The organism is Streptococcus sp. HMSC062B01, assembly GCF_001811085.1.
Lineage (GTDB): Bacteria > Bacillota > Bacilli > Lactobacillales > Streptococcaceae > Streptococcus > Streptococcus gordonii.
On sequence record NZ_KZ672795.1, the window covers coordinates 19,205 to 32,072 of the forward strand.

At 39.0% G+C, this 12,868-nt stretch carries 14 protein-coding genes and 1 other annotated feature; of the genes, 3 read left to right on the forward strand and 11 right to left on the reverse strand.

The genetic code is table 11. From position 1 onward, the window contains the following. Positions 1–43: 43 nt before the first annotated feature. Complete coding sequence (locus HMPREF2780_RS07655; RefSeq protein ID WP_045501909.1) at positions 44–934, reverse strand: helix-turn-helix transcriptional regulator; 891 nt, start codon at positions 932–934, stop codon at positions 44–46. Between the two features lie 159 nt (positions 935–1,093). Here HMPREF2780_RS07655 and HMPREF2780_RS07660 point away from each other — a divergent pair, with 159 nt between their 5' ends. Both HMPREF2780_RS07660 and HMPREF2780_RS07665 read left to right on the forward strand, forming a co-directional pair. Then, positions 1,094–1,546: an NUDIX hydrolase gene (locus tag HMPREF2780_RS07660; protein WP_105026436.1), complete on the forward strand. Its 453-nt coding sequence runs from the start codon at positions 1,094–1,096 to the stop codon at positions 1,544–1,546. A gap of 98 nt (positions 1,547–1,644) precedes the next feature. Continuing rightward, positions 1,645–1,944: a DUF1827 family protein gene (locus tag HMPREF2780_RS07665; RefSeq protein ID WP_008809096.1), complete on the forward strand. Its 300-nt coding sequence runs from the start codon at positions 1,645–1,647 to the stop codon at positions 1,942–1,944. 36 nt (positions 1,945–1,980) lie between these two features. Here HMPREF2780_RS07665 and HMPREF2780_RS07670 read toward each other — a convergent pair whose 3' ends face one another. Beyond that, on the reverse strand, positions 1,981–2,418 hold the full coding sequence (locus HMPREF2780_RS07670; protein WP_061600179.1) for a GNAT family N-acetyltransferase: 438 nt from the start codon (positions 2,416–2,418) through the stop codon (positions 1,981–1,983). Between the two features lie 22 nt (positions 2,419–2,440). Between HMPREF2780_RS07670 and HMPREF2780_RS07675 the strand changes: the two genes are divergently transcribed. After that, positions 2,441–2,896 (forward strand): MarR family winged helix-turn-helix transcriptional regulator, encoded by a 456-nt coding sequence (locus tag HMPREF2780_RS07675; RefSeq protein WP_061600181.1) that lies wholly within the window; start codon positions 2,441–2,443, stop codon positions 2,894–2,896. A 136-nt stretch (positions 2,897–3,032) separates the two neighbouring features. Here the strand turns inward: HMPREF2780_RS07675 and ileS are convergent, their stop codons facing one another. The 9 genes from ileS to HMPREF2780_RS07720 all read right to left on the reverse strand — a co-directional run. Further along, on the reverse strand, positions 3,033–5,825 hold the full coding sequence (gene ileS, locus HMPREF2780_RS07680; RefSeq protein ID WP_105026437.1) for an isoleucine--tRNA ligase: 2,793 nt from the start codon (positions 5,823–5,825) through the stop codon (positions 3,033–3,035). A 46-nt stretch (positions 5,826–5,871) separates the two neighbouring features. Next, positions 5,872–6,092: a binding site (T-box leader), on the reverse strand. Next, positions 6,091–6,831: a DivIVA domain-containing protein gene (locus HMPREF2780_RS07685; protein WP_012000154.1), complete on the reverse strand. Its 741-nt coding sequence runs from the start codon at positions 6,829–6,831 to the stop codon at positions 6,091–6,093. (Overlaps the previous feature by 2 nt.) Before the next feature lie 9 nt (positions 6,832–6,840). Beyond that, positions 6,841–7,635, reverse strand: a complete 795-nt coding sequence (locus HMPREF2780_RS07690) for a YlmH family RNA-binding protein (protein ID WP_105026438.1) — start codon at positions 7,633–7,635, stop codon at positions 6,841–6,843. Next, positions 7,632–7,898 (reverse strand): YggT family protein, encoded by a 267-nt coding sequence (locus tag HMPREF2780_RS07695; protein ID WP_012000152.1) that lies wholly within the window; start codon positions 7,896–7,898, stop codon positions 7,632–7,634. Before HMPREF2780_RS07695 ends, HMPREF2780_RS07690 begins: the two co-directional genes overlap by 4 nt. Position 7,899: 1 nt before the next feature. Next, positions 7,900–8,469 carry a cell division protein SepF gene (locus HMPREF2780_RS07700; protein ID WP_008809103.1) on the reverse strand — a complete coding sequence of 190 codons (570 nt, stop codon included), beginning with the start codon at positions 8,467–8,469 and terminating at the stop codon, positions 7,900–7,902. A gap of 9 nt (positions 8,470–8,478) precedes the next feature. After that, on the reverse strand, positions 8,479–9,150 hold the full coding sequence (locus HMPREF2780_RS07705; protein WP_045773855.1) for a YggS family pyridoxal phosphate-dependent enzyme: 672 nt from the start codon (positions 9,148–9,150) through the stop codon (positions 8,479–8,481). Positions 9,151–9,152: 2 nt separating this feature from the next. After that, entirely contained in the window at positions 9,153–10,412 is a 1,260-nt protein-coding gene (ftsZ, locus tag HMPREF2780_RS07710) for a cell division protein FtsZ (RefSeq protein ID WP_045773856.1), read from the reverse strand. A 16-nt stretch (positions 10,413–10,428) separates the two neighbouring features. Then, on the reverse strand, positions 10,429–11,808 hold the full coding sequence (gene ftsA, locus HMPREF2780_RS07715; RefSeq protein WP_045773857.1) for a cell division protein FtsA: 1,380 nt from the start codon (positions 11,806–11,808) through the stop codon (positions 10,429–10,431). A 120-nt stretch (positions 11,809–11,928) separates the two neighbouring features. After that, positions 11,929–12,868 (reverse strand): cell division protein FtsQ/DivIB (locus tag HMPREF2780_RS07720; protein ID WP_105026439.1); only part of this gene is annotated, 940 nt, incomplete at its 5' end.

The following is a 12,868-nucleotide window of genomic DNA, read 5'->3' on the forward strand; positions in this document are numbered from 1 at the left end:
TCTTTCTATCTATAGTATAGCAAGAAAAACCTGACAGGATCTGTCAGGTTTTGTATTTTTGTGAAATAGTTTTAACAATTTGGGCAAGCTCTTGCCGAACTTCAAGTGGCTCTAACACCTCAACACTATCCAAAAAAGATAAAAGATAAGAATACAAACTACTGTGTTTTGGAAATTCCGTTTCTACTAGTAAATTGCCATCGGGGTCCTGTCTAATTTGACCAGAAAATTCTTCATAGACACGAAAAGCCTGACTTTTGTCGAATTTTAATGTAAGGCTAACAAGTTCTTCCTTCACCTTCTCTTTATTGATGGCCAGTTGGACTGTTTTTCTTTCAAATGTTTCCGGCAATATCTGACATTGACTGACTCTGCTTAGTTTAAAAAGGCGAAAATCTTGCTTCTTCCTACAAAAACCATATAGATACCAAGCCTGACTTTTAAAGAGCAATTGCAGAGGCTCAACCATTCGAGTTTCTTCTTTCTCCTGACCCCTATAGAGGAAACTGATCAAGCATTTTTGGAAAATCGCTTGTTTAATTATGTCAAAAAGATCTGCTTGATATTTCTGATTTCGCCAATCTGTAAAATCAACACGAATCCAATTTTCTGTGCTCGCTTGAAAAAGACTTTTTAACTTCTCTAGAGCTTGGCTTTCACCTTTTAAAGCCTCCAATCCCTGAAGTGATAAGAGTACATCTTCTCTTTCTGCTTCTGATAACAGGCTTTTATCTAAAACGAAAGAGTTCATTAGAAAAATTCCTCCACCTTTTCCCGGGTTGCAATATATTGGGACACCTGCTCCACTTAGACGGTCTATATCTCGATAAATTGTACGTACTGATACTTCCATTTTCTGAGCAAGTTCTGGGGCAGTGACTCTCTCTTTTTCTAATAAACAATATAAAATTCTAAATAAACGATGAGTTGTCATAATTTCACTTCCTTACCTTAAACCTATTGTAACACATCTCAAGTAAGAGATTAAAATAAGATATTTCGGCTACTTTCTTTTTAACTTTCCTATACAGTAAACCTTGACAGACAGCGCTTTCTGCTTTATGATATTAGTAAAAGAAGGGAAGGATTCAATATGGCAATAGCGACATTTGGACAAAAAAAAGAAGGCGTTGAATACAGTAATCGATATGGTGTTTACGCAGTCATTCCTAGCCAAGAAAATGATAAGATCATCCTTGTTCAGGCTCCTAATGGGGCTTGGTTTCTTCCAGGAGGAGAAATTGAAGCAGGTGAAGATCACCTATCTGCCTTAGAGCGGGAATTAATAGAAGAATTGGGATTTACCGCTAAAGTTGGAAAATATTATGGTCAAGCGGATGAATATTTTTACTCAAGACATCGAGACCGATACTTCTACAATCCAGCTTACATTTACGAAATCACTTCATTTGAGCAGTCTCAAAAACCACTAGAAGACTTCAATCAACTTGCTTGGTTTCCAATCGATGAAGCAATTGAAAAACTAAAAAGAGGCAGCCATAAATGGGGCGTAGAGATGTGGAAAATGGAGCATCAAGCAAAATAATTCTGCCAATTTTTTCATGTCTAACTTCGTAGGATATTTCACAATTCATCGCATAAGTGTTATAATTAATAGTAGATTATCATACAGGAGGAGATCTTATGAAGCTTATCAATACAACTAATAGCCATGCGGTTCTCATTCAAAGTCAGCTTGAAAGTACTGATGCCACTTTAGTTGAGACTTACTCAGCTGGTAATACCGATGTTGTCTTTACCCAAGCACCCAAGCATTATGAAATACTGATTGCAAATACACACCGTGCAGTGCGTGAACAAGAAATTGAAAAAATTCGTGATTTCTTCCTCAAAAGAAAAATAGATACAAAAGCGATTGATACTGCCGGTATTCAAACAATCTACGCTGACAAACTCATTGAAATTTCAATTCCATTAAAATAAGCTCTTAAGCTTATTTTTTTATTCTTTTATAACAACTTAATCTGCCTTATAAACCATGGTAAGGTGAGGTGTTGACTCAAATAGAAAGGGCTGACCAACTGCCTCAAAGCCGTATTTCTCATAGAGTTCAACAACTTGTTCTTGTGCCTCAATTTTAATTTCCTTTCCTGGCCATTTTTCGGCACAGAAACTCAGAATTTCTCTGATAAGCTGTCCTCCTAAGCCTTTTCCTCGACTAGATTTGGCTGTAACAACTCGACCAAAGACTAGATGTTCACCCTCTACAAAGACACGAGCATAAGCGTCAATTTCTCCACCTTCATTAGTATGAAAAACGTGTACTGCTTCTAGATCCTTCGCATCTAATTCATGGTAGATTCGCTCCTGCTCCACCACAAAGGTATCGATGCGCAGTTTTAAGACTTGATAAAATTCTATCGGATTCAGCTCTGTTAATTTTTTCCTAAACCACATACTTGTTTCCTCTATCTTTTTAATGTATAATAAATGCAAATGCAACTACAAAGGAGTTCCTATGGATTACCGTCAACTTTTCAGACAAATGGGTTTCATTTCCAGACAGGCCATGATGAAAATGAATCAGGAAGCTAGTAACTACGGGCTTGACAATAATCTGTTTCTACTTCTGATTCGCATCGTCGAGAATGAAGGGATGACACAATCCCAACTAGCAGAAATGGTCCAGATTGATAAAACAACCCTTAGCAGATCTTTACAAAAATTGGAAGATCGAGGGCTTATTATCAAAAAAACCAAGTTAGGAAATAAGAAGTTTAAAGAACTCTATCCTAGTAGCCAGGCTCTCAAACTCTATGACCAGCTAATTGGATTTGAAAATACTTATGCTAGCCAGGCTCTGCAACAACTGACCTCTTCTGAGCTCTTTCAGCTCCAAAACATTCTGTCTAAAATAAGCACTCCTAGATTATAACTAGCATATCACATTATAGTTGCAAACGCAACTATAAATTTTATTCCAATATCCAACAATATAAAATAGAATTAGTTTATATAAAAACGGCTTGCCATTTAAGGGCAAAGCCATTTTTATTGTTTTAAGAAATTAATTATTTTGTCTCAAATCCTTCTGCGACCGCATCTGCAAAGTTTTCTTCTACAATGCTTGCACAGTGGTCACAGATAACTGCATGGTAGCTACGTTCAGCAGTAGTTGGATCAATACGACGACAACGTTCACAAACTTCACCTGTAGCGCGTTCAACTGTAAAGGTTACGTCTTCGAAGCTAACTGAGCCTTCTGGAGCTGGTCCTTCTGCGATGGTCAATTCAGACACGATCAAAAGTTGAGCCACATTGCTGTCCACTGCTCCAAGAAGAGTTTTCACCACTTCATTTGGGTAAACTGTCAAGTGTGCTTCGAGTGATTTACCGATTACTTTGGCATTACGTGCCTCTTCCAAGGCTTTTTGAGCCTGTCCACGGAAGTCCATGAAGGCTGCCCATGTATCCAAGATTTCTTCTTGATTAGCAAAAGTTTCCGCTTCTGGCAATTCTGACAATTGAACAAAGTCTTCTGCTTCAAACTCAAGATATGACCAGATTTCTTCCGCTGTGTGAGGCAGGATTGGTGTCAAGAGTTTGGTGATTTTCACAAGAATATCATAGAAAACAGTCTGCATTTGACGGCGTTCGAGTGATTTGGCACCTTCAATGTAAACAACGTCTTTAGCGAAGTCAAGGTAGAAGGCTGACAAGTCAACGTTGATAAAGTTCACCAAGGCCTTGTAGATTGTCAAGAATTCAAAGTCTGCATAGGCATCACGAATAGTCTTAACAAGCTGATTAAAGCGAACAGTCATGTACTTATCAACTGAACGGAGCTCATCGTAAGCTACTGCGTCCTCAGCTGGGTTAAAGTCAGATGTATTAGCAATCAAGAAACGAAGAGTGTTACGAATCTTACGGTAAGTTTCAGAGACTTGGCTCAAGATATCCATAGAGATACATACGTCGTTGCTTGAGTCCACACTTGTTACCCAGAGACGCAAGATTTCCGCACCAAATTGTTTTTCAACATCACTTGGAGCAATGGTATTTCCAAGAGATTTAGACATCTTCTCACCTTTACCGTCAAGGGCAAAACCTTGTGACAAGATTTGTTTGTATGGTGCTACGCCATGGTTGGCAACGGATGTGATGAGTGATGAATTAAACCAACCACGGTATTGGTCAGAACCTTCAAGGTAGAGGTCAGCTGGGTATTTGAGTTCTGGACGGTTGACCACTACTCCATTCCATGACGAACCTGAGTCAAACCATACGTCCATGATGTCTGTTTCTTTCTTGAACTCACCATTTGGTGAACCTGGATGGGTAAATCCTTCTGGCAAGAGGTCTTTAGCCTCACGTTCCCACCAGATGATAGAACCGTGTTCCTCAAAGAGTTGAGCCACGTGCTCAATAGTTTCAGCTGTCATAATTGGCGTTCCGTCTTCTGCATAGAAGATAGGAAGAGGAACTCCCCAAGCACGTTGACGAGAGATTACCCAGTCACCACGGTCACGAATCATGTTGTAAAGACGCACTTTACCCCATTCTGAGTGGAATTTCACTTTTTCAATTTCGTCCAAGATTTCTTGGCGGAATTTTGAAACTGAGGCAAACCATTGTGGCACTGCACGCCAGATGATTGGTTTTTTCGTACGCCAGTCAAATGGGTATGAGTGGGAGATTTCTTCTTGAGCAAGGAGAAGGTCGCCCAGTTTTTCGATAACAGTTGGTACCACCTTGTCGTAGAACTGACCTGCAAAGTCAGAACCAGCATTTTCCATCATAATACCGCGTTCGTTAACTGTTACAGCAACTTCAAGACCATTGGCAACACCGACATTGTAGTCGTCCTCACCAAAACCAGGGGCTGTATGGACAATACCAGTACCAGAGTCAGTCGTAACGTGGTCACCAAGGATCACCAACTCATCTACAGCTGTATCCCATGGGTGGACTGTCACAATGTGGTTCAATTCTTGACCACGATAGGTCGCCAAGACTTGCACATCAGCCCAACCAAATTTCTCAGACAAACTATTCAACAATTCTGCAGCAACTACAAACTTACGAGATTCACCAGCTGGTTGTACCAATACATAATCAATATCTGCTCCAACTGTCAAACCGCGAGAAGCTGTGATGGTAAATGGAGTTGTTGTCCAGACAACGATATAGGTATCTGTATCTAGCACACCTTTTCCGTCTTTGACGCGATTAGCATAGTAAAGGGAAGTTGAAAGCAAATCATGGTACTCAATTTCCGCTTCTGCAAGGGCAGACTCAGATGACCATGACCAGTAAACTGGCTTGGCACCGCGGTAGATATAACCTTTTTTAGCCATTTCACCGAAGACACGGATTTGAGCCGCTTCATAGTCTGGCGTCAAGGTCACATAAGGATTTTCCCAGTCACCAGAAACACCCAAACGTTTAAAGTCTTCGCGTTGTTTATCTACTTGGGAAAGAGCGTACTCACGGCAAAGTTTCAAGTACTCAACCAAGTCCATTTCTTTGCGTTTAACACCTTGTTTTGCCAATACCTGCTCGATTGGCAGACCATGTGTATCCCAACCGGGGATATAAGGAGCGTAAAATCCAGACATAGACTTAGAACGAACAATAATATCTTTAGAAATCTTGTTCATCGCGTGCCCAACGTGGATATTTCCGTTTGCATACGGAGGTCCATCATGCAAGGTGAAATGCGGTTTTCCTTGGTTCAATTCTTGACGACGTTGGTAAAGTTTTGCTTCTTCCCATTCTTTTTGCCAAACTGGCTCTTTAGTTGGAAGACCAGCACGCATTGGAAAGTCTGTTTTCCCAAGATTAAGGGTTTCTTTAAGTTTCATTGTTACTCCTTTAATTTAAAATGACAAAATAAAAACCACGACTCGCAAAAAGGACGAAAATCGTGGTACCACCTTTGTTTAGATAGAAAATAGCCACTAACTATCTCTATCCCTCTTTTTCCGTAACGTGGAAGAAACGTCGCATTTTACTAATTTCAAATACGATATTGTAAAATGATAAATCAACTAATAGGGATTGCAAGTCTTACACCACCACTTGCTCGCTAGGAATATATTAGTTAATTTGTGTTTTTACAGTTCTTTCTTATAGGATATCAACAGGTTCAGAAGTTTTTTCTTCTGTCAATTCTGGAACAGCCTCCATAACTCTTGTCTCAGACAAGTCACCATCTGACTCAGCAATTCGTTGCTGTAAATCAGCCATCTCTTCTGGTGAAAATTGACGAGTTACTTCAGATTCGTCATCTACATAAGGCGTCATTGTTTGACCAAGTGCCTCTTGAATAACTTCTTTGAATGCATCATCACTTGTTTGGAGATAAGTTGCTGTCGGGCGAAGAATTTCTTCCCATTCAGATGAATCAACAATGCTCAATTGACTTTCAATTGTTGACTTAAGACGTTGATGGAAGACACGAGCCTTATTTTTCAGCTCTTCTGTTTCTATCGCAACTTTTTTAGCGTTATCAGTTGCTTGGCGTAAAATTTCGTTTGCCTTGAACTTAGCATGGTCTAAAAGATGTTGCGCTTCTTGATCAGCCTGACGCATGATGTTATCAGATCTTTCTTGAGAAGCCTGTTTAAGCTTTTCAGCAGTGTCTTGTGCTATTAAAACAGACTGACTAAGAGAATCTTTCATCTCATCAAAATAAGTTAAACGCTCTTCTAAGTTCTTAATGCGTGCATCTTTATTATGATTTTCACGAACCAAGTCCTCGTAATCGCGAACTACAATATCAAGAAATTCGTCTACTTCCTCAACATTGTAACCTCTAAATTTCGTACTAAAGGATTTATCTTTAATTTCTAATGATGTAAGAGCCATATTTTTTCCTCATTTACTAGATTGTATTTGAATCGTTAATTTATGCTTCCCATTCTTAGAGAAGCCATTTTCTTTTACTATTTTAAATCTTCCAAATCTACGGACACTAATCAAATCATTTAATCCAACTAAATAACTGGGATTATCAATAATAGAATAGTTTACTTTCACGTGTTTCCCAAAAATCAACTGGGAGGCATCATTCCGAGATAGTTTAAAGCTACTAGCAATCAATTTATCCAATCTCATACTCGAAGCAAGAATCTCTTTAGAAACCTGAGCCTCTTGCACTCGTAAAAGCCTCTCAAAGCCAACTTCTTTTAGTTTAACAGGAGTTTTAGCAATTTTAGAGATATGATCTATAAAAAATTGAGTAAACCTTTTATCTACTAGAACCTGAGCCCTATCCTTTTCCACCAGAATATCACCAAAAGTTCGACGATCCAATCCTAATCGGTTCATCAAAGTCCCAAAGATTTGAGAATGAGTTAGTTGCTGAAATTTACTAGGATAGACAATTTCAAGCAAGGTCAAATCAAAATCTTCTTTATCTAATTGGTAATAGGAAGGTGCAATTATTACCCTGACCCATTCACTAGGAAAATAGTCACTACTGACAAAAGTTTGTAATTGATATTTGTTCGCAAGACTTTCAAGAATTTTAGCCTGATGAGGATTAATAAAAGAAGTAACCTCTAAGCTGTAAGTATCCTCAACGCGCTGAATCAATTCCAAACTTTTATCTAGGAAAGCATGATCTTCCGCAGAATAGTGTTGAAAGATTTCTTTATGTTCCCTTGTCATGCAAGTACCGAGAGCAAAATCTGAACAAGCCATTGGCTACCGAAATGGATACAAAGTACAGCAACATAAACTGTCAAATCCAAACCAGCAAACTGAAGTGGTAGACGACGGAAAGGTTTCAAGATAGATTCTGAAATTCTTAGAACGAGTTGTCCTAGAGACGTCTGATAAGCACCAGGAAACCATGACATAAGAGCATATGCAACAAGAATCAGCGAAAGAATTCTCGCTGATAATAAGATAAAGTTTATAATAAATAACATCTTATCTGCGCTTCATGTCAAAATCAAATTCACTATGCACGCCATCAGGCAATTTAATATCCTCGATATTCACGACGACATTTACTGGAGTCAAGAGGTACATAGTGCCAGAAACTCTTCTGAGATTCCCCATCAGGACTTGCTTAGCGCCATCCAAGTAATCAATACAGCGACGCGCTTGCACTTCTGTCATATATTGGAAATCAATCAAAACACTTTCATTTGCGAGAAGCAAATCTACAATTGCAGGTGCATCTTCATATTTTTTAGGATAACGAACATCAATCGTTACTTTTTCTGAAGTCGCAACTGAATGGTTTTGAGCCAACTCTTGTTGACGAGCATGCAAACGTGTAATATTCTCATTAGATGACGGTGTATTAGTCACATGTTGAGACGAGCTAGACACTAAACGAGGCTGTTTAATATCTCTAACCGGTTCCTGCTGAGCAGGACGTGAATTAGATGGCTTTACTGCTTGTTGCTGGACTCTAGATTCTGCAACCTGTACGTCATCTCCGTCTTCTGTAAAATATTCTATAAATTTATCGAATCTATCTTTTAATGACATGGTTCTTCCCTATTTAAAAAATGATGTCCCTATTCTCACAAATGTTGACCCGTTAGCAATTGCAGTTGCAAAATCTCGACTCATTCCCATACTGATCTCAGAAAAGGGCATATTAGTTATTTGTTTATTTTGAAATTTTTTCTGAAGTTCGTGGGTCGCTTGGAATATTTTTTCTAAGTCTTCTTCTCCAGCGTCTATGGGAGCCATAGTCATAATCCCCACTATTTCGATATGTTCAAGTTTTTCTAAAGCAGGTAAAACAGCTTCTATCTCATTCACCGCAAAACCATGCTTGCTTTCTTCACCAGACACATTGACTTGCAAAAAGCATTTGATAGTATGTTCTGCTCGCTTTTCAATTTCCTCGGCTAGTTTTAGGGAATCCAAAGCATGGAAATAATCAACATAATTAATAACTTCCTTAACTTTTCTACGCTGAAGCGTCCCTATTAAATGCCAAGTCAACTCTTCGTCCCTTAAATACTGGTATTTTTCTAGGAATTTATCTACTCGGTTTTCACCAATATGTTTTACTCCTGTTTTTACCAGCTCTTTAGCAGTAGAGCTGTCAACATACTTGGTGACAGCTACAATACTTACTGAATTTTCAGGACGATTTGCCTTTCGGGTAGCTTCCGCTACTGCTGCAAAAACTTGATCCTTATTTTTTTGTAAATCCATTTTTAGCGATTTCTAAAAAACGGAGGTGTTTCTAATTCATCGTCATCAGATGAACTATCTGTATATCTTTCTACAGTTGGCTTAGAACCACCTTGTGTTTCACGGACAATATTGTCACGGCGCAAATCCCACTCACCGAAAGCTGAAGTTTGTTTTTTCTCTGGCTGTTGACGAGTAGTTTTTGGAATTTCAACTGTTTCAGTCAAATCGAAATTTCTATCATAAGAATGATGACTACGAGTTTCGCGAACAGGCTCGTTATGTGAACGTTTTGGCGAACGAATACCGCTAACTTTTTCAACACGATCCTGACGAACACCTGTGGCAACCACAGTCACGCGAATTTCATCACGCATACTTTCATCAATTGAAGTACCCAACCAGATGTTTACTCCGTGTCCAGCAGCTTGATTTACAATTTCAGAAGCCTCTTCAGCCTCAATCAATGTCATATCCAGACCACCAGTAACGTTGACAATCACGTCTTCAGCACCATCAATAGTTGTTTCAAGAAGTGGTGAGTAAATTGCTTTACGAGCAGCTTCAATCACACGCTCCTCGCCACTACCAATACCGATACCCATCAAGGCATTACCCTTATCAGCCATAACAGTCTTAACATCTGCGAAGTCAAGATTAATCAGACCAGGACTAGTAATCAAATCAGTGATACCTTGGACACCTTGGCGAAGAACATTGTCAGCTTCACTCAAAGCCTCAAGAAGAGGTGTTTTCTTATCAACAATCTCAAGTAAGTTATTATTTGAAATAATCAACAAAGTATCAACATGCTCTCGAAGCTCATTGATTCCTTCAATTGCAAAATTACCGCGTTTGCTTCCTTCAAAACCAAATGGGCGAGTTACAACTGCAACAGTCAAAGCTCCCAAACCTTTCGCAATACGAGCAATAACCGGAGCGGCTCCAGTACCGGAACCCCCACCCATACCAGCCGTAATGAAGACCATATCTGCTCCTGAAAGAGCTTCTGTCAATACTTCTTCACTCTCTTCAGCAGCTTTACGACCTACTTCAGGCTGTCCTCCAGCACCAAGTCCACGTGTTAATTTTGGACCAAGCTGGATAACTGTTTCTGCTTTTGTACTACTCAGCGCTTGAACATCCGTATTGGCAGCGATAAACTCAACGCCAGCAACACCTTCGTCAATCATACGGTTAATAGCGTTACCACCGCCACCGCCGACACCAATTACTTTAATGATTGCGCCTTGAGCCGCAGCTGTGTCAAATGAAAATGTCATATTTAAACCCTTTCCTTTAATCAAACAGATTGCCTAACCAGTTACGGGCACGATCTGTTAATTTTTCTGTCTTTGTTTCTTGTTCTTGGCTTTGCGCCACTTCAATCGCAGGTTCAACTCTAGTTTCAGCTTCTACCTGAGGTAGTGGATCTCTATTTGTAGTAATTCGAGAAGGATTGATAGACTGCGTTTGGAGCGGACGTACAAAATTGCTTGGTTGCTGACGCAACATCTCATTACCTTGAACGGCTGCCTGAGCCAAAGCATCAACATCCGTCAAGTTTCCAGCATATTCAGACAAGCTAATCACATGAGCAAAGGCTGGATTTCGAATTCCAATTTGATTTGGAACATAAAGTTTAACTGGAACTCCAAAAATTTCTTGAGCCAATTCCACAACACCTGGTAAGATAGCGCCACCACCGATGATCACGATCCCACCTGGCAAATCTAACAAGTGTCTTCTTTCTAGATCCTGCTTAATTTGCTCAAAGACATGTTTCAAACGTGCTGAAATAATCTCAGCTAAGTAACTTTCTGTTACTTCAACTGGATTAACTTCACCAATAACTTCAACTTGGAATGTTTCTTGACTAGCTGCTGGCACATAAGCTTCACCATAGTTGAACTTCAAACTTTCAGCTAGTTTTTGAGAAGTCTTAAGAACTTTAGAAATATCTTTTGTGACATAATCGCCACCTTCTTGGTAGATATTGGTGTATTGAAGTTCTTGATTTCTAACAGAAGCTACTGTTGTTTGGCCTCCACCCATATCGATGACTGTAGCGCCAAATTCACGTTCACCTTCGTTTAAAACTGATTTTGTCATTGCAAGTGGTGAAATAATAATGTTTTCAATTTGAACCCCTGCACGTTCCACAGTTTTACGTAAGTTATGAAGAATAGTACGCGGACCAGTATAGAGCAAACCACGCATTTCTAAACGAATCCCCATCATACCGCGAGGATCGCGAATTCCTTGGAAACCATCAACGATGAATTCCTCTGGAATAAATGTGATTACTTCCCGATCAGGGGTCATACTCTTCGTCAAAGCTGACCGAACAACATTTTCTACATCAATATCTGTGATTTCTTTGGCATCATTTGTAACAGGAATCATTCCTTGTGAAGGCTCAATTTGTAGTAAGTTCGCAGGCAAGCCTACATTAACTACTTTGATTGAAATCCCCGCTTTTTCTTCTGCTTGAGCAATTGCTGTTTTAATAGCAGCAGCTGCTGCCTCTATATCTACAATAATTCCGTCTTTTACACCAGCACTTTTGGCATTACTAACACCAATTACATTAATTTCATCATTGATGTGCTCAGCCACTAATACTTTAATGGAGCTAGTTCCTATATCTAATCCTGTAAAGAAGCCGTCTCTAGCCATTACATCATTCCTCTCTATCATCCGAGTTTCCTACTTTATCGACAACTCTAAAAAATACAGTTATCCATTGCCTATTATAACACAAAATTAGCAAAAGTGGAGAGTTTTTCTTCGTTTTCTTTAGTTATTTGTTTCATCAGTAACATCTGACGGTGCTGCCTCTGTTTCACTTTGCTCAGTTTCTTCTGAACTTTCGTTTTTCTCTTGTTCTTCTTTTTGCGCAAGACTAGCAGAATAGCTAAAGATTCCCGCTTCCATATCCACAATACTAGGTTCCGTCAACAATGGATGTACACGACTGTAGTATGGTAATTTCTTATGAATATCTGAAAGAGGAACAATAATCTTATGCTCATCTCTCATTGTCAAAGTTAATAAATCTTTTGTAGCCTTACTTGGAGTCAAATCTACAGTTTGAATTTCATTTTTGATACTATCCGGTACATCTGATAATTCTTGCATAAGTTTCTTAACCTTAGCTTTATCAGATAGATTAAGACGCATGTAATTTTCAGGCAAAGCTTCTTTCTTTACTGGTTGATTAATCACAGTTCCATTGCTGATGACTGGATAGATATTTCCAGTAGAAGCTTCATAGGCTAGAATCTTAAATTCTGTGACTTGAATCTTGAATGTAATCGGGAACTGATATGAAATTTCAGCCTTTTCGATCCAAGCATTCGCTTTTTTCAAGTTGTTAGCATACTGATTACGATTCAAAAACGTTGTTAAAGTGTAATCTCGGCTATCAATTTGGGTAGCTTTGATAATTTCATCTTGAGTTACACGCTCATTTCCTGTAACTACTATATTTTTAAGGCTACCTAAAGGAGTAATAAAGTAGAGTGACAGAAGAATCAAGAGAGAGCTGATAACCAGAACTGGTATAGCCCTGTATAGATGAATTTTCTCGATTCTAGGTTTGTCTGACTTAGCTTCTTTTTCAATTTCTATATCAGCTTGATCTACAAAATTTTCAGTTCGATCTTCTGAAACATCACTTAACTCTTCGATATTTTCTTCTTCGGGCTCTTCAACATCTTCTGTCTCTTCAGACTCA

Bases quoted from the DNA above. Each gene is read 5' to 3' on its own strand.
- HMPREF2780_RS07705 (WP_045773855.1), bottom strand. From the start codon at position 9,150: ATGGATTTACAAAAAAATAAGGATCAAGTTTTTGCAGCAGTAGCGGAA.
- ftsA (WP_045773857.1), bottom strand. From the start codon at position 11,808: ATGGCTAGAGACGGCTTCTTTACAGGATTAGATATAGGAACTAGCTCC.
- HMPREF2780_RS07665 (WP_008809096.1), top strand. From the start codon at position 1,645: ATGAAGCTTATCAATACAACTAATAGCCATGCGGTTCTCATTCAAAGT.
- HMPREF2780_RS07655 (WP_045501909.1), bottom strand. From the start codon at position 934: ATGACAACTCATCGTTTATTTAGAATTTTATATTGTTTATTAGAAAAA.
- HMPREF2780_RS07675 (WP_061600181.1), top strand. From the start codon at position 2,441: ATGTATAATAAATGCAAATGCAACTACAAAGGAGTTCCTATGGATTAC.
- HMPREF2780_RS07660 (WP_105026436.1), top strand. From the start codon at position 1,094: ATGGCAATAGCGACATTTGGACAAAAAAAAGAAGGCGTTGAATACAGT.
- HMPREF2780_RS07700 (WP_008809103.1), bottom strand. From the start codon at position 8,469: ATGTCATTAAAAGATAGATTCGATAAATTTATAGAATATTTTACAGAA.
- ftsZ (WP_045773856.1), bottom strand. From the start codon at position 10,412: ATGACATTTTCATTTGACACAGCTGCGGCTCAAGGCGCAATCATTAAA.
- HMPREF2780_RS07690 (WP_105026438.1), bottom strand. From the start codon at position 7,635: ATGACAAGGGAACATAAAGAAATCTTTCAACACTATTCTGCGGAAGAT.
- HMPREF2780_RS07695 (WP_012000152.1), bottom strand. From the start codon at position 7,898: ATGTTATTTATTATAAACTTTATCTTATTATCAGCGAGAATTCTTTCG.
- ileS (WP_105026437.1), bottom strand. From the start codon at position 5,825: ATGAAACTTAAAGAAACCCTTAATCTTGGGAAAACAGACTTTCCAATG.
- HMPREF2780_RS07670 (WP_061600179.1), bottom strand. From the start codon at position 2,418: ATGTGGTTTAGGAAAAAATTAACAGAGCTGAATCCGATAGAATTTTAT.
- HMPREF2780_RS07685 (WP_012000154.1), bottom strand. From the start codon at position 6,831: ATGGCTCTTACATCATTAGAAATTAAAGATAAATCCTTTAGTACGAAA.